Source organism: Butyrivibrio sp. (assembly GCF_024699075.1).
The window spans coordinates 1-24866 of record NZ_JAILQF010000254.1 but is presented as its reverse complement, the minus strand read 5'-3'; the positions used below and the strand labels follow the sequence as shown (position 1 = coordinate 24866).

Annotated in this window: 21 protein-coding genes; 15 read left to right on the top strand and 6 right to left on the bottom strand. The window is 40.7% G+C overall.

Features of this window, described 5'->3' with window-relative positions; translation table 11 throughout:
- A partial coding sequence (locus tag K6G87_RS10435) for a thiamine pyrophosphate-dependent enzyme (protein WP_296836744.1) occupies window positions 1–1083 on the top strand: 1083 nt, incomplete at its 5' end.
- Between the two features lie 280 nt (window positions 1084–1363).
- Here K6G87_RS10435 and K6G87_RS10430 read toward each other — a convergent pair.
- Window positions 1364–2155 (bottom strand): adaptor protein MecA, encoded by a 792-nt coding sequence (locus tag K6G87_RS10430; RefSeq protein WP_296836741.1) that lies wholly within the window; start codon window positions 2153–2155, stop codon window positions 1364–1366.
- Between the two features lie 921 nt (window positions 2156–3076).
- On the opposite strand from K6G87_RS10430, the gene K6G87_RS10425 reads away from it, so the two are divergent.
- From K6G87_RS10425 to K6G87_RS10400, 6 genes are all read left to right on the top strand, one after another.
- Entirely contained in the window at window positions 3077–4813 is a 1737-nt protein-coding gene (locus tag K6G87_RS10425) for a glycosyl hydrolase family 18 protein (RefSeq protein WP_296836738.1), read from the top strand.
- A 25-nt stretch (window positions 4814–4838) separates the two neighbouring features.
- Window positions 4839–5897: an L-threonylcarbamoyladenylate synthase gene (locus tag K6G87_RS10420; RefSeq protein ID WP_296836734.1), complete on the top strand. Its 1059-nt coding sequence runs from the start codon at window positions 4839–4841 to the stop codon at window positions 5895–5897.
- 118 nt (window positions 5898–6015) lie between these two features.
- Window positions 6016–6450, top strand: a complete 435-nt coding sequence (rpiB, locus tag K6G87_RS10415; RefSeq protein ID WP_296836732.1) for a ribose 5-phosphate isomerase B — start codon at window positions 6016–6018, stop codon at window positions 6448–6450.
- Between the two features lie 126 nt (window positions 6451–6576).
- Entirely contained in the window at window positions 6577–7206 is a 630-nt protein-coding gene (gene upp, locus K6G87_RS10410) for a uracil phosphoribosyltransferase (RefSeq protein WP_296836730.1), read from the top strand.
- Between the two features lie 18 nt (window positions 7207–7224).
- Window positions 7225–7707 (top strand): deoxycytidylate deaminase, encoded by a 483-nt coding sequence (locus tag K6G87_RS10405; RefSeq protein WP_296836729.1) that lies wholly within the window; start codon window positions 7225–7227, stop codon window positions 7705–7707.
- A gap of 51 nt (window positions 7708–7758) precedes the next feature.
- Complete coding sequence (locus K6G87_RS10400; RefSeq protein ID WP_296836726.1) at window positions 7759–8928, top strand: cell wall hydrolase; 1170 nt, start codon at window positions 7759–7761, stop codon at window positions 8926–8928.
- Between the two features lie 45 nt (window positions 8929–8973).
- On the opposite strand, the gene K6G87_RS10395 is transcribed toward K6G87_RS10400, so the two are convergent.
- The gene (locus K6G87_RS10395; protein ID WP_296836724.1) at window positions 8974–9477 is read right to left on the bottom strand and encodes a DUF402 domain-containing protein; all 504 of its coding nucleotides are present in this window, start codon (window positions 9475–9477) and stop codon (window positions 8974–8976) included.
- A 201-nt stretch (window positions 9478–9678) separates the two neighbouring features.
- On the opposite strand from K6G87_RS10395, the gene K6G87_RS10390 reads away from it, so the two are divergent.
- Complete coding sequence (locus K6G87_RS10390) at window positions 9679–12144, top strand: hypothetical protein (RefSeq protein WP_296836722.1); 2466 nt, start codon at window positions 9679–9681, stop codon at window positions 12142–12144.
- A 166-nt stretch (window positions 12145–12310) separates the two neighbouring features.
- On the opposite strand, the gene K6G87_RS10385 is transcribed toward K6G87_RS10390, so the two are convergent.
- The 4 genes from K6G87_RS10385 to K6G87_RS10370 all read right to left on the bottom strand — a co-directional run bounded on the left by K6G87_RS10385 (window position 12311) and on the right by K6G87_RS10370 (window position 17477).
- Window positions 12311–13519 carry a ribose-phosphate pyrophosphokinase gene (locus tag K6G87_RS10385; RefSeq protein WP_073386578.1) on the bottom strand — a complete coding sequence of 403 codons (1209 nt, stop codon included), beginning with the start codon at window positions 13517–13519 and terminating at the stop codon, window positions 12311–12313.
- 44 nt (window positions 13520–13563) lie between these two features.
- Window positions 13564–14523, bottom strand: coding sequence for an ATP-binding protein (locus K6G87_RS10380; protein WP_296836717.1), 960 nt, complete (start codon window positions 14521–14523; stop codon window positions 13564–13566).
- Window positions 14524–14555: 32 nt separating this feature from the next.
- A complete protein-coding gene (locus K6G87_RS10375) occupies window positions 14556–15584 on the bottom strand; it encodes a DnaD domain protein (RefSeq protein WP_296836715.1) in 1029 nt (342 codons plus the stop codon).
- Window positions 15585–16160: 576 nt separating this feature from the next.
- Window positions 16161–17477 carry a Mur ligase domain-containing protein gene (locus tag K6G87_RS10370; protein WP_296836712.1) on the bottom strand — a complete coding sequence of 439 codons (1317 nt, stop codon included), beginning with the start codon at window positions 17475–17477 and terminating at the stop codon, window positions 16161–16163.
- A gap of 496 nt (window positions 17478–17973) precedes the next feature.
- On the opposite strand from K6G87_RS10370, the gene K6G87_RS10365 reads away from it, so the two are divergent.
- The 7 genes from K6G87_RS10365 to K6G87_RS10335 form a co-directional block, all read left to right on the top strand.
- Window positions 17974–19248: a glucose-1-phosphate adenylyltransferase gene (locus K6G87_RS10365; RefSeq protein WP_296836709.1), complete on the top strand. Its 1275-nt coding sequence runs from the start codon at window positions 17974–17976 to the stop codon at window positions 19246–19248.
- Window positions 19245–20363 (top strand): glucose-1-phosphate adenylyltransferase subunit GlgD, encoded by a 1119-nt coding sequence (glgD, locus tag K6G87_RS10360; RefSeq protein ID WP_296836706.1) that lies wholly within the window; start codon window positions 19245–19247, stop codon window positions 20361–20363. The genes K6G87_RS10365 and glgD overlap by 4 nt, the downstream gene beginning before the upstream one ends.
- A 70-nt stretch (window positions 20364–20433) precedes the next feature.
- Window positions 20434–20742: a septation regulator SpoVG gene (gene spoVG, locus K6G87_RS10355; RefSeq protein WP_073386568.1), complete on the top strand. Its 309-nt coding sequence runs from the start codon at window positions 20434–20436 to the stop codon at window positions 20740–20742.
- Between the two features lie 158 nt (window positions 20743–20900).
- Window positions 20901–21833 carry a glycosyltransferase family 2 protein gene (locus K6G87_RS10350; protein ID WP_296836697.1) on the top strand — a complete coding sequence of 311 codons (933 nt, stop codon included), beginning with the start codon at window positions 20901–20903 and terminating at the stop codon, window positions 21831–21833.
- A gap of 69 nt (window positions 21834–21902) precedes the next feature.
- A complete protein-coding gene (locus K6G87_RS10345; RefSeq protein ID WP_296836694.1) occupies window positions 21903–23342 on the top strand; it encodes a sugar transferase in 1440 nt (479 codons plus the stop codon).
- Window positions 23342–24493 carry a YveK family protein gene (locus K6G87_RS10340; RefSeq protein WP_296836692.1) on the top strand — a complete coding sequence of 384 codons (1152 nt, stop codon included), beginning with the start codon at window positions 23342–23344 and terminating at the stop codon, window positions 24491–24493. The genes K6G87_RS10345 and K6G87_RS10340 overlap by 1 nt, the downstream gene beginning before the upstream one ends.
- A gap of 23 nt (window positions 24494–24516) precedes the next feature.
- Window positions 24517–24866, top strand: a 350-nt coding sequence (locus K6G87_RS10335) for a glycosyltransferase family A protein (RefSeq protein ID WP_296836689.1), incomplete at its 3' end; no start/stop codon positions are given.

The window sequence follows — 24866 nt, the reverse complement described above, 5'->3', positions numbered from 1 at the left end:
GCAGGTTGTGGTGAGACACCTTACGTTAAGCTTGTAACTCAGCTCTTTGGTGACAGAATGTATGTTGCAAACGCAACAGGATGTACTTCAATTTGGGGTAACTCTTCACCTTCAACACCTTATACCGTAAATGCGGAAGGCCATGGACCTGCATGGGATAACTCATTGTTCGAGGACAACGCAGAGTTTGGTATGGGTATGGTACTTGCTCAGAACGCACTTCGTGATGCAATAAAAGAGCAGGTTGAGACAATCGTGGCCGATGGCGGAAAAGCTAAGGCTGCAGCTCAGAAGTGGCTTGATACATTCAGCAACGGCGCTGAGAATACAGCAGCTACAAATGAACTTATCGCAGCACTTGACGGTGATAATTCAGATGCAGCTAAATATATTAAGAAGAATAAAGACTTTGTAGCTAAGAAGTCACAGTGGATCTTCGGTGGTGACGGATGGGCATTCGATATCGGATTCGGTGGTCTCGATCACGTACTTGCTTCCGGTAAGGATGTAAACGTTCTCGTTGTTAACACTGAGGTTTACTCAAATACAGGTGGACAGGCTTCCAAGGCTACTCCTGTAGGTGCAGTTGCACAGTTCGCAGCAGGTGGTAAGGCTATCAAGCAGAAAGACCTTGCTTCTATCGCTATGAGCTATGGCTACGTATATGTAGCTCAGATCGCTATGGGTGCTAACATGAACCAGACACTTCAGGCTCTTCGTGAGGCTGAGGCTTATCCGGGTCCATCACTTGTTATCGCTTATGCTCCTTGTATCAACCATGGTATCAAGGTTAACGGCGGTATGACAGGATGTATGACAGAGGAAAAGAGAGCCGTTGAGTGCGGTTACTGGAACCTCTTCAGATACAACCCAGCAGCAGAAGGCAAGAAGTTCACACTCGACTTCAAGAACACAAAACCTGAGAACTATCAGGAATTCCTTGATGGTGAGGTTCGTTACATGTCACTGAAGAAGAGCAATCCTGCTAACGCTGACAGAATGTACGCTGAGAATGCTCAGAATGCTAAGGATCACCTTGCATATCTGGAAAGACTTGTATCAATGTATGATACAAACAGCTAAGAGATAATAAGTCTCTATATAAGCTAAAACTAATATCCCCTGCGACGAAAGTCGCAGGGGATATTTTTGTGCTTGAAATATAAACTACAGAAGATGGATCGGTGGTACAAAGTTTGAAAGTGTTCCACTTTCAAACCCGAATTGGTGTCGCGAGCTCCACCAATATCGAACCATTAGTCACTCGTTTCACTCGCGACATGAGGTTAAAAATGAAAACCACGAGAGCGTTTTTTTACATAAAAAAGAAATCCGCAGAAACTGCGGATTTCTAAGAATATTTTTAGTTAGCTGATGCCAGTTTTTGAAGAGCTTTATCTGCAATAACTATCGGATAATGTTCTTCAAGGAAGATAGAACTGCAAGTTGCTGTATCCACCATCTTTGCATACTCACCAAACAGATTGCAAAGGTTTGTAAAACGCTTATCATTCTGGTTGCCATATATGCAGAGTAGATATCCACCTTCGTCCTCGTTACGGAATAAAGTATTGCGGCTGTGGAAGCCCGGAGGAAGAAGTGCCGGAAGCTTTAATACATCATGCATTGAGTTCAGCTTAAAGCAGCAGAAGGAATTTTCATTGTTTCTTGCTGCTCTTTTTATAGATGCATTAAGACCTGCCTTAAGTCTCTTGGATTCATGATTGGTAACTCCGTCAAGGAATCCGGAGAAGTCGCCGTCCTGAAGACGATGGAACAGATCCATGACCTCTTCATCTTCATTTTCTTCTGTATTCTCGGAATAGTCCACATTACCATTTTCATAGGACGCATTATCATCCTGAACAGACGGGCCAAATTCTGAAAAACGTGTATCCAGCTCTTCAGGATCCTCAGACTTGGTAATAACCAGAATAATACACTCTGAGTTAACAGGAATAGCCTCTATCATGAGCGGAACATCCTCTGCATTAAAGCCAAAACGAGTATTGGCCTGATGCATCATTTCCTGGAAAAGTTCACGCGCTTTATCAGTACCATATGCGAGCTCACTAACTTTGAGCTGTCTCTTGGTAAGATCCTCTCTGGTAAGTGTGCAACGGATCTGGTGATCATTCACCTTCTCAATTTTCATAAACTTACCTCCTGCTTTTGTTATTTCATCCTTGAAAACTTAGCTGTAAAAATTGATTACACAAATACTAAGGTAAACCTTGCGTAATGTCAATATATGTATCGGTCCAAAGCCCTATAATTAAGAGTCTTTTTTCTAAAAAAATAAAAAGAATTTATAAATAAGGGTATTGCAAAAATGGAATAATGGCTGTATAATATTTCCTCGTGAGATGCCTTTCCAGGATATGTATCCGGAAGGGGGGCATGTTTTCTAAAATATCGTAATTAGTTCTGCATCAGACAGAACGCCTTACAGACATATTAGTCTGAGGGATTACCCATTTTTGAAAAATAACAAAACAATTTAAATTAAACAACGTATCAAAAATCTGAAATTATCATACCTGCGGTATTTGTATGACTTTTGCTTTTGGGAGCCGAATTATGCAGATAACCAAAACAAAACGCAAGTATTTCGCAGTCTATAAGTAGCATTTCGCTACGATATTTCAAGGAGTTTTTATTATCAGGGTACGGAATGGCATCTCATAAGAGGACAAAAGCATCTTTTTTGAAAAAAGGCAGTTTAAAACAAAATATCAGAATTTATATCACGGATACCTTTTGGTGCTGATAGAACCTTTGGACAAAAGAAATACTTGTGACTAAATTAACATTTATAACAAGAGGATCCCGCCAATTGCATATAATTGTAGATCATGTCACAAAGCTTACAGACGCACAGCCTGACGAAAAGATTCGGAGGGCTGTGTTTTTGAATGCGTTAATGCATATATAAATTATATCACATTTAGTTATGATCAGATAAAAAAGCAAAACGTTAAAATGGGGAGGAATAGCCCCAGAGATGGCACTGTATCACGTTATGTGGTAAAATATAACCCGGTCAAAACTATAAGAATTTGAGGGAAGAGGTTTTATGAAACATAAGGTTATACCGGTACTTGTAATTATTTTCCTTATATTTTTACTTGGTGGAGGATATGTTGGTAAAAAATTATACGACAAATATTCCTACAGTAATGAACAGGCAGATACAACCAGCTATTTTGGAATAGAAGATGAGGCGGATGTTCCGATCATTCTTCAGTATGAAAAAACGGATCTTCATGCCAGACTTATTGATGGCGTTTATTATATGACATTTTCAGATGTACAGGAGTATTTAAACGACCGTTTCTACTACGGCGAAGAGGAGCAGATCCTTGTTTATACAACTCCTGGTGCGATCTTAACAGCAAATGTCGGTGAGAGCACAGTAAGCTCTACTGACGGATCCTCAGAGGATCTTGGATATGCAGCTGCTGTATTCGAAGGTGATACTCTTTATGTAGCAATGGACTACGTAATGAAATACACTAATTTCTCATACACAGCTTATACTGACCCTAATCACATCACCATGTTCACAGAATTTGGTCAGGAAGTTAGAGCTACTATCAAGAAGGATACTAAATTAAGACTTCGCGGCGGCGTTAAGAGTGAGATCCTTGTAGGACTTAATAAGTCAGATACAGTTGTAATACTTGAGAAGCTTGAAGACTGGGCTAAGGTTGTAAGCCCTGACGGCTATATCGGATATGTTGAAAACAAGTTTCTGGAAAATATCCAGACAGTAGACCTCCTTGCGCCTAGCCACTATGCAGAGCCTGAATATACAACAGTTAAGATGAATGGCAAGGTTAACCTTGTATGGCAGTCTATTGGCGGCAAAGCAGGTAATTCAACCCTTTCATCAGCAATATCAGGAACAACCGGTATCAATGTTATCTCACCAACATGGTTTTCCCTTAGTGATAATGAAGGCGGCATAGAATCTTTTGCCACTCAGGATTATGTAAATACAGCTCATGCAAACGGAATGCAGGTTTGGGCAGCACTTGATAACTTCAATAACTCCTTCTTTAGAGATGGAGAGGGGCACACTGCTACAGTACTTGCGACTAGCACATCAAGAGCAAGACTTATTGATAACCTTATGAGTGAAGTAAGAGCCTATGGAATCGATGGAATCAATGTCGATCTTGAGTTTACAGGTTCAAGTCTTGAAGATATCGCAGCTGATGGCGGTGAAGACTATATAGAATTCATCAGAGAGCTTTCAATTGCCTGCAGAGCTAATGGAACAGTACTTTCTGTTGATATCCCTGTTCCTATGGGCAATAGCTTTTTTCATAGAAAAGAGCTTGGAGTTGTTTGTGACTACGTAATTATCATGGCTTACGATGAGCACTATGAAGGAAGCGCAGAAGCTGGTTCTGTTGCATCCATCACTTATGTTGAAGAGGGAATCAAGAATACTCTTGAAGATGTACCAGCTGATAAGCTCGTAAACGGTATACCATTCTATACAAGAATATGGTTCACAAGTACTGATGGAACAGTTCAGAGCCAGGCAGGTGGCATGTCCTGGGCAGCTAGCTACATAAGCTCAAACGGCATTGAGATGACCTGGGATCAGAATACCTGTCAGTATTATGGAACCTATACACAGTCTGATGGAACCAAGGTTGAGATCTGGCTTGAAGATGCAGAATCAATCCAGACAAAGCTTAATGTAATGGACGTTAATGGCTGCGCAGGTGTTGCAGCATGGCAGCTTGGATATGAGACAAGCGATATCTGGCCTATTTTAGAGGCGTATGTAAATAATTGATTTGAAGTAGTAGAGGTATTAAGAAGTGGAAACACAGGTAGTAGTAATTGATGAAAACAATATAGACGAAAAAGCACAGGAAGCTTTGAAAAAAGCTGGAGAGATCCTTCTTAGAGGTGGCCTTGTTGCTTTTCCCACAGAGACCGTATATGGACTTGGCGGGGACGGAAGAAATCCTGATTCGTCAAAAAAGATCTATGCCGCAAAGGGTAGACCCTCTGATAACCCGCTGATAGTGCATATCTGGCAGGTTGAGGATCTGTACAAGGTGGCATCAGATGTTCCGGAAGCTGCAATAAAGCTTGCTAACGCCTTCTGGCCCGGACCACTTACTATGATCCTTAATAAGTCTGATCTTATTCCACTTGAGACAACAGGCGGTCTTGAAACAGTTGCAATCCGTATGCCAAGTAATAAGATCGCAGCGCAGATGATCAAAGAAGGCGGCGGATTTATTGCAGCTCCAAGCGCCAACACATCAGGAAGACCATCTCCTACAGTGGCCAAGTACTGCATAGAAGACCTTGACGGCAAGGTTGATATGATAATTGACGGAGGCCAGGTTGGAATAGGCCTTGAGTCAACTATTGTTGATCTTACCGCAAATGTTCCAATGATACTTCGCCCGGGATACATAACCTATGAGATGTTAAAAGAGGTACTTCCGGATGTAACTATCGATAAAACAATTATTGATTCAAACTCAAAAGAAAAACCAAAAGCACCTGGAATGAAATACCGCCACTATGCGCCAAAAGGCGAGTTAACAATAGTGGAAGGTTCCCAGGAACATGTGTTAAAATATATTAATGAGCGTGCGCTAAAGATGCATGAGCAGGGTCTTAAGGTAGGCATCATAGCAACAGATGCTACTGCTAAAGACTACAAGGCTGATGTTGTCAAAAGCGTTGGGTCAAGGGAAGACGAGAGGAGCGTTGCGCACGAACTTTTCCGCATACTTCGTGAGTTTGATGACGAAGATGTGGATGTCATGTTTTCAGAATCCTTTGATACAAATGGTATAGGTCAGGCTATAATGAACAGGCTCTTAAAGGCTGCCGGTCAGCATGTTGAGCATATATAATGCGATAAAATGGGACATTTTATCGCTAGGAATTGGTGCTGTATGTCGCCACCAATTCCCAGTGTTTGTTTATAATATATACATCAAATAAAATATTAAGCGGAAGGAAGTACACACAATGATAGCACTTGGCAGTGATCATGGCGGATATGATCTTAAAGTCGCAGTAATGGAGCATCTCAAGGAGAGAGGAATCGAGTACAAGGATTTTGGTACTTACGACAAGAATTCCTGCGATTATCCTGATTTTGGTCTGGCAGCAGCTAAAGCTGTAGCATCCGGAGAATGTGAAAAGGGTATCGTTATCTGCACAACCGGAATTGGAATTTCTATGGTTGCTAATAAAGTAAAGGGCGTTCGCTGCGCACTTTGCTCTGAAGTATCATCAGCAAGACTTACAAGAGAGCATAATGATGCCAACGTTCTTGCCATGGGAGGCGGATTCGTAGGATCTGTTCTTGGATGCGAGATCGTTGATACATTCCTTGATACAGAGTTTTCTGGTCTTGAAAAGCACAGCCGCAGAATCAAAAAGATGATGGATAATGAATGATCATCGAAAAATTATTCTGAATACATATTCTATAAAAAGTATTCAAAAAGTAAACGGACCTTTTGGGGGCCGTGAATTCTTAAATAGACAATCAAATGCTAACTAATATAAAAGAGGAGAATAACAATGTCTAAAATTGTAGTAATGGATCACCCACTTATCAAACACAAGATCGGTCTTATCAGAAGAAAGACAACAGGAACTAACGAATTCAGAAGGATCATCAGTGAGATAGCAGAGCTTATCTGTTATGAAGCAACAAGAGATCTTGAGCTTCAGGATGTTGAGATAGAGACACCCATTACTACAACAGTAGTACAGGAACTTAAGGGAAGAAAGCTCTGCGTAGTTCCGATTCTTCGCGCGGGTCTTGGAATGGTTGATGGTATGCTCGAGCTTATACCTGCAGCAAAGGTTGGTCATATCGGTCTTTACCGCGACCCTGAAACACTTAAGCCTGTTGAATATTATTGCAAACTTCCTGCTGATGTTGCAGACAGAGAAATCTTCGTAGTTGATCCTATGCTTGCTACAGGCGGATCATCAGCTGCAGCTATCCAGATGCTCAAGGAAAAAGGCTGCAAGCATATCCACTTCATGTGCATTATCGCAGCTCCTGAAGGAATCAAGACAGTTCAGGAAGCTCATCCTGATATTGATATCTTCATCGGAACAGTTGATGAAAAGCTCAACGAGCATGGCTACATCGTACCAGGACTTGGTGATGCCGGTGACAGAATTTTCGGAACAAAATAATTTGTTCGGAGGACTAAGATGAAAAGAGAAGACTATATTACCTGGGATGAGTACTTTATGGGAGTAGCAAAGCTTGCCGGTATGAGATCCAAGGATCCCAATACACAGGTGGGTTCATGCATAGTAAGCCAGGACAATAAGATCTTATCCATGGGTTATAACGGCTTCCCAACAGGCTGCTCTGATGAAGAGTTTCCTTGGGAAAGAGATGGAGAAGACGAACTTGCAACTAAATATCCGTTTGTTACTCATTCAGAGCTTAATGCGATCTTAAATTATCGCGGCGGTTCGCTTGAAGGTGCAAAGATATATGTTTCTCTTTTCCCTTGTAATGAATGTGCCAAGGCTATCATTCAGGCAGGTATCAGAACTGTTATTTATGACAGTGACAAATACGAAAATACAGCATCTACAAGAGCATCCAAGAAGATGTTCAATGCTGCAGGTGTAAGGTATTATCAGTATCAGCGCACAGGTCGTAATATACACATTTCTATTTAAGACGGGATTTTTATGGCAAGAAGACGAGGGGTGAAAATTGCACATCGAAGGGTGAAAAAATCATTTCAGGTCATGGCACTTTGTGTCGTGACTTCGATTTGTATACGCTTTGCTGCAGTTAACACTCCTTATACTGCCTATGCTACTTCTGAGACTAAAAAGGCCTTGGATGATGCCAAGGAAGAACGTGAAAACCTCCAGAATGAGCTTGATGAAAAAAATGAAGAAGTTAATGACCTTAAGTCGGAGCAAAGCGACCTCAAGTCAGAACTTTCTAACCTTAATACCCAGCTCTCAGATGTAAGTAATAATCTGGCCCAGATCGAAGCTGATATAGATACAAAAAAAGCAGAAATAGAAGAAACTCAGGCACAACTTGAAGCAGCGATGCAGACAGAAGCAGACCAGTATGCTGCAATGAAAAAGCGTATTCAGTTTATATACGAATCCCAGGATTTTGTGCTTATTGAGATACTTCTTGAAGCAGAAAGCTTTGCGGATTTTCTGAATAACAGTGAGTATATACGTCTTCTTTCTGAATATGACAGGGAGCAGCTCATTGCATATCAGAATACGGTAGCTAGCATCGAAGAAGCCAAAGCACTGCTTGAAGCAGAGCAGGCTGAGCTTGAATCCTATCAGGCAGCCCAGATTGAAGAGCAGAACAGAGTATCAGGACTTGTAACATCTACAAGTAATGCAGTAAGTAACTATTCTGATCAGATCGATGCTGCGGAAGCTGAGGCAGAAGCCAAGGAAGCGGAGATCGCTGCCAAGGACAATGATATAGCAGAGCTTCAGAAGAAACTTGAAGAAGAAATAAGACTTTCAAGACTTGCTGCGGCATCGTCATGGAGAGATATTTCAGAAGTGACATTTGCAGAAGGAGACAGATTCCTTCTTGCTAATCTTATTTACTGTGAAGCAGGCGGTGAACCTTATGAAGGACAGCTTGCAGTTGGAGCTGTCGTAATAAACAGAGTACTGTCTAGTGTGTACCCTGATACAGTTGTGGGAGTTATATACCAGAACAAACAATTTTCACCTGTTGCTAGTGGAAGACTTGAGCTTGCTCTTGCGCAGGACAAGGCAACTGCTTCCTGTTACAGGGCAGCAGATGAAGCCATGAGCGGAGTCACCAATATCGGAACCTGCGTATATTTCAGGACTCCGATCCCAGGACTTGAAGGTATACAGATAGGCGGACATATTTTCTACTAAGAAAAAGATAAATTTATTATTATAAGAAAAGGTAATTCCGGAAGGTTATCCGCGCACATTATTTCGAAGGTTCGATATCTGGATCTCTAAGGGCAGATATAGCTCAGAAAGTCTTCTTTCGTTGATGATCTTGATAAGACGGTCAAGGCTTTCAAGACACTCGTGCATCTGACCAGCAGTTAACAGGCTCTTGTCATAAGCCTCAGCCAGTTCGTCAAGATCCACGACTTCGAAACGATCATCAGGATAGATGACCACATCTGCGAGAAGATCTACAACCATTATTGAATTGTCTTCGGGACCTTTTTGATAGGACACGATGTCAAAATACCACCTGCTGAAGGTGCCATCGTCTCTGTAGAACTTACTCATTTTGAAGCCTTGATCCAGGAAATAACAGGAATATCCGTAAGAAAGATAATCTTTTTGGCGAAAAGCACGCCATGACGTCATGATCATGGTTGAATCATGATAGAGAATGACATCATCCTTTAATTTAATACACTCATCTGGTATTATCCGCTTACGGTACAGAATTGGATTTTCCATATTCCACCTCACGGTTTTCCATATATGCTAAACTACAGGTTATTAAAAATAGCTTACATTGTGACGGATAATAAGTCAAATGATAAATATATTTGGTAAACCATCATGAAAAAGACGATAATAAAGATCATATATATAATCATAGTTTTCATCTTGAGCCTTATTCTGATAAGTCGATTCACTAATCATCAAAGTAGTGATATGACTGCTCAGATGTCTTCGGCGACCCTTCCAACATTGTCCTTGATTGAAAATGACAATTCCCTGTGCACTCTTTATGGCTACACATCTGAAATGGATGTAAGGTACGTGCATGGAACTATTTTCCCAACAGGAAAAGACAGGGAAATCACTGCTGTAATGAACCTCTATGGCCAGGATGCAACGAATTTTAAGTTTGAAGTTCGTACTCTTGATGGCAGTAGTCTTGTTGAGAGCACGCAGATAGAAAACTCTGTAAAAAGTGCAGCAAAAGATACTGTAACACTCGGTTTTCAGATAAAAGACCTTATAGATGTTAATAAGGAATATGCCCTTGTAATAATGGCTGATGTAGACGGACAGACAGTCAGATACATATCAAGGATTGTATGGACAGGTGATGAGGAGCGCTACTACTTTGATGAAAAGCTTGATTTCGTTAAGCACTTTTCAGAGACTACTTTTGATAAAGAAAAAGCCCCTGAAGAAATAAAGACCTATCTTGAGTCTAATTCATCAGGTGATAATACTACCTATGCCAAGGTTAATATCAACTCAAGCTTAAATCAGGTTACCTGGGGAGACCTTGAGATTAAATCTCATACTGCTCCTGAAGTTCTGACAGTAGATCTTCACGAGCAGACAGGAAGCTTTCTTCTGAAGTATCAGGTGACAGTAGGCGGAGAAAAAGAGTACACCTGCAATGTTGAAGAGTATTTCAGAGTGCGCTACACCAAAGACAGGATTTATCTCCTTAACTATGAGCGTACAATGAATAGCATTTTTAATCCTGATAAGGATGAGTTTGACGGCGACGAGATAAATTTAGGAATAGCAGATACTGATAATATTGAGTTTACAGAGAACGAGGGTGGATCTGCCTTTGCCTTTGTATGTCAGGACAGGCTTTTTTCCTACAATGTAACTAATAATAAACTTGCTTACATCTTTGGTTTTTACGATGAAGATAACAATGATTCAAGATGTTTGCATCAGGATAACTCAATTCAGATCCTTAACATTGATGAGGCAGGTAACGTCTATTTCTCTGTTGCGGGATACATGAACCGCGGAATTCACGAAGGTAAAGTCGGAATTGCAGTTTATGCCTACAATGCTTCAACCAATACAGTTGAAGAGCAGGTCTTTATCCCAAGTAATCAGAGCGAAGACATTATTATGGCTTATGCAAGGAAGATAGCTACACTTGGAAACAGCAGTCAGTTCTATGTGATACTTGGAAGCGATCTTCTGGCTGTTGATCTTGAAGGCAGGACCTACGAATCAGTAATAAGCAATATGCTTGGCTGTGAGTATGAAATGCCGGAGTCAGGCGAGATGATAGCATGGCAGGATAAGTCAAGCAGGGCTGGCCTTAAGTCCATAAATATCATGAACTTTGCAACCCAGGCAGTTACTACTATAGAGCCAGATGATGGGGAGTATATAATCCTCCTTGGATATATGGACGAAGACCTTGTTTATGGAGTTGTGAAGGAAGAAGATATCCACGATGATCAGATGGGCAACCCTGTATATGCCATGTATTCAATAAGAATACAGGACAAAGAGGGAAGACTTCTAGAGAACTATAAGTCAGAGGGTAACTTCACTATAGGAACTCTTATCAAAGATAATCAGATCATCTTGTCCAGAGTTAAGTGGAATGAGGGAACAGGCTTTTACGAAGAGTCAACTCAGGACCAGATCATGAGCACACTTGAAGTTGAGGAAGGCTCTAATATCCTTGAATATGTTAATACTGAGGCTTATAAGCTTACAGCAAGGATAAGCCTTAAAACTTCAGTAACTGCAGCATCTTTAAAGGTGCTGACTCCTTCTCAGACTCTGTATGAGGGAAGCAGGGAAGTAGCAGTTGAAAACTCTGTTAATGAAAACAATATGTTCTTTGTTTATTACAAGGACAGAGTTACAGACATTACTGTTAATGCCGCTGATGCTCTAAATATGGCATATACCTGCAAGGGCGTTATAGTTGATAACTCCAACGATTATGTATGGTACTCAGGTAATCTTCTTACAAGTAATCAGATAATGAGCATAACCTATAACGTAGAAGACAAGAACTATAGTGCTGATAATTCTACAGAAGTGTGTCTTCGTGCAATGCTTGAGTTTGAAGGGATAAATGTTGACGTTGGAAAGATGCTCGAAGAGGGCAGTACTGCAGAAGAAATCCTTGCGCAGAGTCTTCCTGGAGCGACTATCCTTGAATACGATGGCTGTGACATGAACGCTATGCTCTATTACCTTAATCAGGATATCCCTGTAATGGTAAGATTATCTGATGGTAGCGCTATGCTTCTTATAGGCTTTAACAGCCAGAATATAGTCCTCTTTAATCCTGCTAAGGGAACAGCCAGCGTATATAAGAATGGAATGAATGATTCTATAGACTTGTTTGAGGAAAACGGTAATCATTTCCTGACGTATCTGTACAAATAGAAACGAGAATTTATAGAATCATATATAATATCCAGACACTGGCAAAACCTAGCGCTTTTTTCGATATAAAAGTTTGAGCTAAAAATAAAAGGACCATCACTCCCCAGTGATGGTCCTTTAAAAGTTGGTGTAAGTTTTTCGTAACTTGATTTTTGACTGAAAAAATTTAATTTTTCAGTGTTGCGAATTCTTCTAATTCTCCGTTATTGTAACGAGTTATGATTGAATTGATACGTTCTACAGGATTAAGAAGATCACTGATAGAAGCATCATGATTAAGTGTGTCGATAATATAAGCAATATACTTGCTCATGTCAGTACTAATGTACCATTCGCGTGAGAGAAGCTCCGGTGTCTGATAGATCAGATTGGTCGTCAGGATTCTGTCGATAATGCCCTTTTCATAGGCTTCATCAAACTTCTCGAGTCCTGATGTGAAGAGTCCAAAGGTCGAGAATACGTAGATCCTGGCGGCCTTGCGCTCTTTCAGCTCTGCGGCAACATCAAGCATGCTTTCCCCGGAAGAGATCATATCGTCTATGATGATAACTGTCTTACCTTCTACTGAAGATCCCAGGAATTCGTGGGACAGTATCGGGTTACGTCCGTCAACTACCTGAGTGTAGTCGCGACGCTTATAAAACATGCCTACATCAAGACCAAGTACGCTGGCCAGATATATAGCACGGCCCATGCCTCCCTCATCAGGGCTTATTACCATCATATGATCCGAATCAATCTTGAGGCCGCTCACATTGCGCAGGAGTGCTTTTATAAACTGATAAGTTGTACGAACTGTTTCGAAACCATTGAGCGGAATAGCGTTCTGTACACGAGGATCATGTGCATCGAATGTGATAATGTTATCTACACCCATAGATGTCAGTTCCTGAAGCGCGATAGCACAATCGAGGGATTCACGTCCTGATCTCTTGTGCTGACGTGACTCATAAAGGAATGGCATGATCACAGTGATTCTGCGTGCCTTACCGCCAACTGCTGCAATAATTCTCTTTAAATCCTGATAATGATCATCAGGAGACATATGATTTTCTTTGCCAAAAAGTTTATATGTCAGACTATAGTTAACAACATCTACCAGAATGTAAAGGTCATCACCTCTTACAGAAGTCTTGATAACACCCTTACCTTCACCGGTTCCGAATCTTGGAAGGTCACAATCCAGAAGGTATGAAGGACGCTCATAACCGGAGAATGCGAGACTCCCCTTGTGCTCGTTCTCACGTTCTGCCCTCCATTTAACAAGGTAATAATCTACCTGTTCAGCCAGTTTCCTGACACCCTTAAGGGGGATAACTCCCAGGGAACCTACCGGAATGGTCTCCAGATCACGTTTTTCTTCTCTTTTTGGCATTGAAAAAAATCCTCACTTTCACTTGAAAACAGTATTCCCAAAACTTACCTTTTTGCTTTTTGCAGACGTATGTCTGTACCCGTTAATTTAAGAAGCTGGAAATGACTCATGATACGTGAAAATACTCTGTCCTGATATCTGCCATGTATTTCCTGTAGTGAGAGATTAGTTGAAATAATAGTAGATCTATGCCTTAAGTCTCTCTCGTTTAGGATAGTAAACAACTGAGCGATAACAAAGGAGTTTGTAAGTTCTGTACCTAAATCATCTATTATCAGCAATTCACAATTGTAAAGGTAATCGCAAAGGTTTTCAAGTTCGGATTTTGAATTATAATCAAATGCATAATCCGAAAGTTGTCTGAAAAGGTCGCTGCTACTGAAATATATCACGGCAGTTCCCAGATCAAGCAGTTCCTTTGCTATGCAAATAGATAAAAAGGTTTTACCGGTTCCTACTGTACCATAGAAAACTATATTTTGGTAGTCTGTTCTGAAGTTTTTAACGAAGCTTTTAGAGATTTTTTCCGCTGCCTGAAAATGCGCTAGATCATCACCTCCATAATACTCTTCCGACAACTTATTGAAGTTGTTTGTACTGGTCAACAGTTCCAGATTGGACTTAGCATAGAGAAGCTTAATTGTGCGCTGCTGAAAACAATGGCATTTCTCAGTACCTATATAACCTGTGTCCTTACAGTCAGGACATTCGTAGATGGGTTCGAGATAGTCTTCCGGAAGACCAGCCTCCTTCAGCAGGGATTTTTTGCGAGCGGTGACGGCAGCCAGCTTTTGTCTCAGAACATCCATGCTCTGATTGTCACCTGATAGCCTCCCTATCTCAAAATCAACCGAAATTGAGGGAATCGACTCTGCGAGTTCCTTGAATCCCGGGACATGAGCGTAAACGTAGTCGCGTCTTTTGTCTGCCTCTGCGCGACTCTTAAGCTGTTTGATCTCGTACTCGTGCATGATTTCATTATATTGCGCGTTATTAAGTGCCAATGGTCTGCTCCCTGAGGTGTATTTTGTTTAGCTTAATTCTTAACTAGTTCTTTTTCCAAAGCATCAAAGTCATAGGTGTTCTGCTGGAACTGAAGATATAAGTTGTTCTTGCCTGATGTCTTCTTTGAAGCTTTAGTATTATCTGAAGATTCTACGGTATGACTCTGGTCGAGCTTAGAGATATCTTCCTGAGATGACACATTAGATTCATGCCAGCTCTTTAATATACCTTCTGCATACTGGAGTCTGTTCTTTTGTGTAGAAAGAACTGTTCTTGAACAGGCTTCGATAACGATTTCGAGAGAAAAGCCATATTCGTTGAACCAGCGTTCTATATATGCAGCTTCTGCAGGAGCGGGAGTATTATCAAATCCAAGCTCCTTCATAACGGTATAAACATTCTTATTATATTTTCTTGCTCTTGCTTTGGCCTGACGGGTAGTCTTGATTCCTGCCTCTGCCCAGTTCTCAGCGACTTTCTCCATATAACGGAAGTCTTTTTTGCCCTGTTCAGCGCAGTACTGCATCAGGTAGTCCATAAGATCCATAGAGAACTCAAGGTCATTATGTATATAGAAGATCTTCTGGATATCAGCGGGACTTAAAGTTCTGCCAAAGTACTGCTCTGCAAGGAATACAAGCTGCTGATTCTCTTTCTCGTCTGATTTCTTAGGACGATGAGCAATTGCAGGAGTAGCAGGTGAACTTGCCTTGATGGCTCTTGATCCGGGCATAACAGTGACTTTAGCGCTGTCATGGACTTCAGGAATATCTTCTAAAGAAATACTGAGAAGATGACCTGCAGCGTCATACTCAAGACCGATGAGACCTTTCTTTTCCCAATAAGTAAGGGCTCTCATTATATCTTTTTCGGTGTCATTGAATTTATCAGCGATATCACAGACGCTGGTAGAAAGTCCTGCCTGCATCATGCGCAGAAGGTAAAGGTAAACCTTGATCTGAGCATCATTGGCATCTCCCATATAGTAATCAATAAATGCGTTGGTAACAGCAGTCTGGCTGGCCGCTGTGTGATGACTCATTGTCACTTTCCCCATCATAAGCTAGTGTCCCCTTTGGTGTCACATATTTTACGAAATGTCTTCCTCCCTACAAGCCAGGCACTTCGTTTGTGTAAAAAATAAAACATGAGCCTTATACTGTGAAAAAAACATTTAGACAGATCCGCTTTGGATCTGAGTGTTCGGCTTTGAATACCTCCGAACAATTCAGAGTATAGCACAGGGATTTTTTCGTGCAAATAGGCAAAAAGACGATTTGCCCTCCTTGCGTAGCATGATAAAAGATTTTATAAAATCAGTGTGGAGACGGTGGATAATGTGGAAGTTTCAAAAAAGAACCGCTACATTTACAAGCCTTTGGGGATGTGAATGTAACGGTTGTTATCTTAAAGGTTTTCGCTCCAAAAATCCGGTTTAAAATGTGGACAATGTGGAAAAATCATTTGCCATTTTGGTGATTGCCGATTCTTTACACATTTGCGGCATCCCTTGTTATCAACAAGTTTCCTTTAGTGCAATTTTGCAAAAGAAATTTTTAAAGCTAACTAATGTTTTCAAAAGTCGGAAATAGTTGTATATTTGGGCATGTGCGTTAATCCACTGAAAAGAATCAGTTTATTTTACTACGTTTCTGAACCATTTATCCGCAGGTCCTGCAGTTAATAGTATAATCAGATACCCATCGCTGTGGTCTGCCTTTATTTTTTCCGCAAGGTCATCATCAAGTTCAGCTACAAATGCCTTATCCTTTGCACTTATATCAGCTATAAACTCTTCAGGTGTTATAACAGGAAGGCTTTCATCTTCTCTAGTAAGATAAGTAGGAAGCCAGTATATCTTGTCCGCTTCGTCGAAAGCATCCTTATAGAGGTGCCTTACTTCGTGCTGGCGGGTGTTCTGATGGGGCTGATAAATGACTACAACGCCCTTTTTGGAAAGCTTCTTGGCTTCTTCTTTGGCAATATCTATTGTAGCTTTTACTTCCTCCGGGTGGTGGGCATAGTCTGAATAAAAGCCTTCACATATACGCTCGAATCTACGTCCTACTCCTGGGAATTCGTTTAAAACGCAGAGGATTCTTTCATCGGAAACCTCTTTGCCGCAGAAACTAAGCATTTCTTTTATGGCAAAAAATGCTGTGGTTGCATCTTCTCTTCTTGGACTTCCCGAAATATTGATACGCTGATCGATCCCTGGGATGATCTGCACATCTTTGCCCTTAGCTTTAAGGGCGTCAGCGCCATGGATGGAAGCTTCTTTAGTTGCAAAGATTACCTTCTCAGACTGATCCTCAAACTGTATGAAAGCCTGCTCATAGTCTTCTCTTGTCTTATAAATATCAGGGTGATCGTAGGACACATAGGTTATTAAGCTCACCCATGGATGGAAATTAAGGAAATTCCTATCATACTCATCCGCTTCATAAATAAAGAACTTGTCCCCTTCTTTGTAGGATCCGGATGGAACAAAAGAAAGAGTGGTTCCTACAAGATATGAAGAGGGCAGGAGCCTGTTATTATTCTCATCTGTAAGCTTGTCTATTGCCCAGACCAGCATTGATGTAGTAGTTGTTTTACCATGTGTTCCTGCTACAGCTACCATTTTAAGGTCAAGATCTTTTACCAGCTTAGCTATAAGTTCATCTCGCTTTGATACCTTGATTCCTCTGTCTCTTGCCATAACAAGTTCAGGGTGATCCTGAGGAAGAGCTGAAGTGTAAATGAACCAGTCTATTCCAACTGAATCTATTTTTTCAGAAAAATAGGTGCCATCCTGAGGACCAACCTGATACTCAATTCCTGCTTTTTCAAGCTCATTTGCTATTGCACCAAGACTCCTGTCGGAACCATAAACATTTATTCCGGCTTTTTTGGCCATTAAAGCAAGTGGTCCCATTCCGGTTCCAGATATTCCTGAAATATATATATTCATATTTTTCTCCTCATGTCGCGAGTGAAACGAGTGACTAATGGTTGAAGTGGTGGAGCTCGCGACACCACTTTGTGAAGTTTGAAAATTTTATTTTCAAACTTATTCTTCTCCTACTATATATAGATAAATTATTTCGTGTACCGCGTTTTGAATTGCCAATTCAAGAATCTGAGATTTCCTGAAGTTGAAAAATTCGTGCACTTTCAAAGTGTACCAGGCCTTATTATAGCAAATCTCTATCAGACTGTTAAATAAGCAATAAATGATTAAATGAATTATTGCGATTTTACGTTTCATAATGGCACATTCTGTGATATACTTTTAATCGGAGATATTTCGCATCTTCGTTTCTTTATGTTTTACCATAGTTCTACCGTTGCAGTCACGTTCTGCAATATCAGGCTGCAATAAAGTTCCGCATTATTTTTTCTGTGCTGATGCACAATTTTAAAAGAACAGAAATGTTCAAAATCGACATCATACGCGAGGTGGCAAGATGATTAAAAAGGAAATGATAGCCATGCTGCTCGCAGGGGGGCAGGGTAGCAGATTGGGCGTCCTCACTGATAGGATGGCTAAACCGGCAGTTTCATTTGGGGGAAAGTATAGAATTATAGATTTCCCACTCAGTAATTGTATTAATTCTGGAATTGATACCGTAGGCGTACTTACACAGTACAGACCTCTTAAGCTCAATTCACATATCGGAATCGGAATATCCTGGGACCTCGACCGTAATTTTGGTGGCGTAACTGTTCTTCCTCCTTATGAGAAAGTTGGAAACAGTGAATGGTATACAGGTACTGCTAATGCGATTTATCAGAACATGGAGTATATGGAAGCATATCATCCTGATTATGTTCTGGTCCTTTCTGGTGACCACATTTATAAGATGGATTACGAGACAATGCTCGATTTCCATAAGGCTAATAATGCAGATGTAACCATAGCCGTAATGCCTGTACCAATGGAAGAGGCAAGCCGTTTTGGTATCATGATCACAGATGATCAGAACCAGATCGTAGACTTTGAAGAGAAGCCTGAGCATCCACGCTCAAATCTTGCTTCAATGGGTATTTATATCTTTTCCTGGGAAGCACTCAAAGAGGCACTTACAGTTAACCGTGACCAGCCGGGACTTGATTTTGGTAAGCATGTTATACCTTATTGTCATGGCAAGGGTGAGAGACTCTTTGCTTACGAATTCGACAGCTACTGGAAGGACGTAGGAACACTTACTTCATATTGGGAAGCTAATATGGAGCTTATCGATATCGTTCCTGAGTTCAACCTTTATGAAGAATATTGGAAGATCTATACCAAGAATGACGTTCAGCCTCCGCAGTATCTGGGACCTGACAGCACCATCGAAAGAAGTATCATAGGTGAAGGTTCTGAGATCGAAGGTGAAGTATATAATTCAGTAATTGGTAGCGGAGTTAAGATTGGTAAGGGAACAGTTGTCAGCCATTCAATTGTCATGAACGGAACGATAATAGGCGATAACTGTAACATAGAAAAGGCTATCATCGATGAAGAGTGCCGTGTAGGCTCTGATGTTAAGCTTGGTGATGGCGAGGAAGCTCCTAACGAAACAAGACCTGATATCTACAGAGAAGGCCTTGTAACTCTCGGTGAAGGATCTGTTATTCCGGACAAGGTAACTATCGGTAAGAATGTTATGATCAACGGTGTTACAAATGCCAAGGATTACAAGAATGGAAAGCTTGGCAGCGGAAGAACTCTGGATAAGGCAGGTGATGAATCATGAGAGCAATAGGAATTATACTAGCAGGTGGTAACAGCAGCAAGATGGGTGAGCTCTCTGAAAAAAGAGCAGTATGCGCAATGCCCATAGCAGGCCATTACCGCAGCATTGACTTCGCACTTTCAAATATGTCCAACTCTCATATACAGACAGTTGGCGTAATTACTCAATATAATGCCGGTTCACTTAATGAACACCTTTCATCAAGTAAATGGTGGGATTTTGGACGTAAGCAGGGTGGAATGTTCATATTCACACCCACACAGACAGCAAGCAATTCAAGATGGTACAGAGGAACAGCAGACGCTATCGGACAGAATCTTGATTTCCTCAGAAAATGTCACGAGCCTTATGTAATAATCACATCAGGTGACTGCGTCTACAAGATGGATTACAACAAGCTCCTTGAATATCATATTAACAAACAGGCAGATATCACAGTTGTATGCAAGGATATGCCTGCAGATGTTAACACAGACAGATACGGAACTATCAGAATGAACGAGGAAAGCCGTATTGATGAGTTTGAGGAAAAGCCTGTTGTAGCTAAGTCCAACACAGTTTCCTGCGGTATATATGTAATAAGAAGAAGACAGCTTATCGAGCTTATCGAGAAAGCTGAAGCAGAAGAAAGATTTGATTTTGTACGTGATATTCTCGTTAGATACAAAGATATGAAGCGTATCTACGGCTATAAGATCAAAGAGTACTGGTCTAACATAGCTACAGTTGAAGATTACTACAAGACCAACATGGATTTTCTTAAACCGGAAGTAAGGAACTATTTCTTTAATGAATATCCGAATATTTACACCAAGGTCATAGACCTTCCACCTGCTAAGTACAATGTCGGTGTAAGAGTCAAGAACAGCCTTATATCAAGCGGATGTATCATTAACGGAACTGTTGAGGATTCACTTGTATTCAAAGAGTCCTTCATCGGCAACAACTGCTATATTAAGAATTCCATCATCCTTAACGATGTTTATATTGGCGATAATACTCATATCGAGAACTGTATTGTGGAAAGTCACGGCACAATACAGGCCAACTCCTATTGCAAGGGAGAAGACAAAGTTCAGGTGGTGGTAGAAAATAACGAGAGATATGTCATCTGAGTGTTAATTCATCCGGCACATGACAATTTGATTGCATGCCTGCCAAAAGTGCCTACGAGGGGGCAAACAAATGAAGATTACAGATGTACGTGTTCGTAAGGTTCTGAAACAGGGCAAAATGAAAGCAGTAGTTTCTATTACTTTTGATAATGAATTTGTAGTTCATGATATCAAGGTAATCGAAGGCGAAAAAGGATTGTTCATTGCTATGCCATCCAAGAAGTCTGCGGATGGTGAATACCGTGACATAGCTCATCCAATCAATTCCGATACACGCCAGCAGATTCAAACGATGATCCTTGATGCATATGAGAAAGCAGCTGTAGAAGATGATACAGCACAGCCGGCAGAAGAAACGCCGGAAACTCCTTTTGTTTAAACAAAAACTCAGGAACGATACATAACTCTCACGCAGGGGCGGGGCTAAAGTTTGTCGGCGACGACAACTTTTAGCCCTGCTTCTGTGCTTTTTGCATATCTATGTTATAATGTTGATGAATTACAATAGAATTAAAATAACTATATACGAGGATTACTATGAAATTATTAAGCGTCATCGTTCCATGCTATAACGAAGAAGAGAACGTAGCAGATTTTTATGAAGAGCTCATGAAGACAGAAGAGTTCTTTAATGCTAAGGAAGTCGAATTTGAAGTTATATATATAGACGACGGATCAAAGGACGGAACAGTTGCAGAAGTACACAAGCTTATAGATAAGGATAAGAGAGTCCATCTTGTAAGCTTTTCAAGAAATTTTGGAAAAGAAGCTGCAATCTATGCAGGACTTCAACATGCAAAGGGAGACTATGTCGTAATGCTTGATGCTGATCTTCAGGATCCGCCGGCACTTCTTCCACAGATGTACAGCTATATAGTTAACGAAGGCTATGATTCTGTTGCAACAAGACGTGTTGACAGAAAAGGTGAGCCTCCGATAAGATCATTTTTTGCAAGAAGGTTCTATCATCTTATCAACAAGATGTCTAAGACTGAGATAGTAGACGGTGCCAGAGATTACCGTCTTATGACAAGACGCTTTGTTGATGCGATCCTTTCAATGGAAGAATATAACAGATTCTCCAAGGGTATATTTGGCTGGGTAGGCTTTAGTACCAAGTGGATCGAATTTGAAAACATAGAAAGAAAAAAGGGAGAGACCAAGTGGTCTTTCTGGAAGCTCTTTGTATATGCAATTGATGGAATAATAGCCTTTTCAACTGTACCGCTTGCTATAGCATCAATTATAGGTACTTTGTTCTGCGCTATTGCTTTTATAGGAATACTCTTCATTCTGGTAAGAAGTCTGTTCTGGGAGGATCCGACAACCGGATGGCCATCTACTATCTGTATCATCATGCTGGTCAGTGGAGTGCAGCTTTTCTGCCTTGGAGTTGTAGGACAGTACCTGTCCAAAACTTATCTTGAAGTCAAGAAAAGACCTATGTATCTTGTAAAAGAGGACATATAGGAAGCTTTTATAAGCTTAAGGCCTTAAATGAGGCCGGTTAATTCTGCGATTACTCAGGGGAAGGATTTTATGGCACGCAGACGTTATTCTGAATCTACAAAAAGAATCATTACACTAATAATAGGCATGTGCGAGCTCATCCTCGAGACATTTGTATATGCCTGGTTCTGGTTTGAAAGTTATTATCCGGAACTGGCATCTGTTCGTATAAGTCAGGATGGCTACGTACTTGGTAATGGTATTAAATATACGGTGAACGGACATATTGTAGTTCTGCTCATCTATTTCATGTTACTCTTTTTCTTTTCACGAACCTATGGAGGATTAAGGGTTGGTTATGATAAACCTCTGGACGTATTTCTGTCTCAGATATTCACACTGCTTATTGTCAATATAATCTCATATTTCCAGCTCTCACTTATGAGAAACTGGCTGGTTTCTGTAGGACCAATACTTAAGGTTCTGTTTTTCGAGCTCGTCTTGTCCTTCATATGGACCTATGTTGTGGACTTTCTGTTCAAAAGATTTGTGCAGATGCCAAGAGAGCTCCTTCTTATATCAGGCAATCACCCTACAGATGACATAGAGCACAAGTTCGGCTCAAGACCTGACAGATTCCATATCACAAAGAGAATCAATATCTCAGCTGATATGGATGTTTTGAAAAAAGAGTGTCTTAGTAATGAATACGGCGGCGTTATCATCTGGGATATACCGACTCAGAAGAGAAATGAACTTGTTAAGTTCTGTTATGCACACTCTATCAGAATGTATATCATGCCTAAGATAACTGACGTACTTGTAAGAGGATCTGACCAGCTTCACCTCTTTGATACACCTATTCTTCTCCTTAGAGAATACTCCATCAAGATAGAACAAAGGATCGTAAAAAGATTTATCGACATCATATGCTCACTTATTCTTATAGTCTTAACGAGCCCGATAATGCTTATTACTGCTATATGTGTCCACTTGTATGACAAGGGACCTGTATTTTATAAGCAGGTAAGATGTACTGTAAATCAGAAGCCTTTCAAGATCATCAAGTTCAGGAGCATGAGACAGGATGCGGAAAAAGACGGTGTTGCCCGCCTTGCGTCCAAGAACGATTCAAGAATTACACCTATCGGTAACTTTATTCGTAAAGTCAGGATTGATGAACTTCCGCAGCTCTTTAACATCTTAAAGGGTGAGATGTCTTTTATCGGACCACGTCCAGAAAGACCTGAGATCATAGAGCAGTACATGGAAGAGATGCCTGAGTTTGCATACAGAATGAAGGTCAAGGCCGGCCTTGCAGGCTATGCCCAGGTTTATGGCAAGTACAATACAACACCTTATGATAAGCTAAAGCTTGACCTGTTCTATATCCAGAACTACTCTGTATGGCTTGATATAAAGCTTATGCTCCTTACAATCAAGATTCTCTTTACACCTGATGCAACAGAAGGAGTAGAAGAGAATCAGATAACAGCCATGAAAAAACAATCACAGGAGAACGAGAACTGATGGCACTTGAAGATACAGGTCACAGAAATGAAAACATGAATATAAGATGTTTCTATGGAAGACTCCTTAGAAAAATATGGCTTATACCGCTTGCAGCCTTGATAGGAGCAGTGGCGGGATTTGCGATCTATTTTGCTGCAAATGTTGTCTATGCGCCTGCAAGAACCTATGAAGCTACGTCCATGCTCTATCTTATATTTACACCTGATGAGACCGGAGAAGTATACGACTACTATAACGGATATACCTGGAATCAGCTGATGACAACAGATGAGATCATCAACACTACCATGGATAATCTTAAAGAGATGGGGATTACCGAGCTTGCTTCAGGAAGTGAGACTCCAGGCTCTGTAGAAGGCGGAGTTACAAGAGATGAAGTGCTTAGAAGTACCACAGCATCTGTCCCTTCGGATCTTAGATATCTTGTTATTACAATAAATAACACAGACAAGGAGCTGACTAAGGCAATACTTACTGCAACAGATAATGCACTTATATCTTATGGACAAAAAAGAGACGAGTTCATATCCATAAATCTCGAACGAGAGGATGACGAGCCATCTCTTGAAGCTATAACAGACAGGACAGCAGTAGCAGCCGCTCTTGGAGCAGGAATTGCAGTATTTCTTGTAATAATGATTATGATCCTTCTTGATGCCATGGATGATGCTATCTATGTGCCGGAGGATGCAGAGAAGAGATACCATATCCCTGTACTTGGAGTTCTGCCTTTTGATAATCAGGAACTTCCAACACGATTTAAAAACGAGCTTATAGCCTGCAGTAAGAAGACTCTTGGAGCTCACTCAAGTATTGCTTTTATATCAGTAAATGATACTGAAGGATCAGATAATTCTAAAAAGTGTGTTGAAGACTTTAAGGATATAGTTAAGAGTTCATTTAATTTCGAAAGAACCAGGATAGAAGCAATGCCTCTTCCAGGGTCAACACTTGAGTCCTATAGAGAGATAAGTGAATGCGAGGGAGTAGTTATAGCAATACCCGCTGCTGACAGAAGAGGAGCTATGGCAGAGCACATGATCAGCCAGCTTCATAAGCATGACTGTCCTGTTCTTGGAATCATTATGACCAAGGCAGATATGACATTTTTGAACTGGTATTACAGATTGCCAAAGTCCGGGATTTAAAGGTTAAAGTGGATGATATGAATATGGAAGAAAATTACGTACCTGAGCTTGAAGTCGTGATCTCAGCTGTAGACCAGAATACAACTACACTTGCAGCTGCCATGAATCTTCAGAGCGATGCCATTATAGTCAATCAGTGCCATGAGTTTGCTTATTCAGAGTACACCTACAGGACTCATCTTATAAGGTGTTTTCATTGTGATGAAAGAGGAGTAGGTAAGTCAAGAAATATTACTATTACTCATGCAAGAGGCGAAATAATCCTCTTTTCAGACGAAGATATCCTTTACAGAGAAGGATATAAGGAAGATATACTTAAGGAATTTGCTGCTCATCCCGAAGCAGACATGATTCTTTTTAATATGAAACAGTC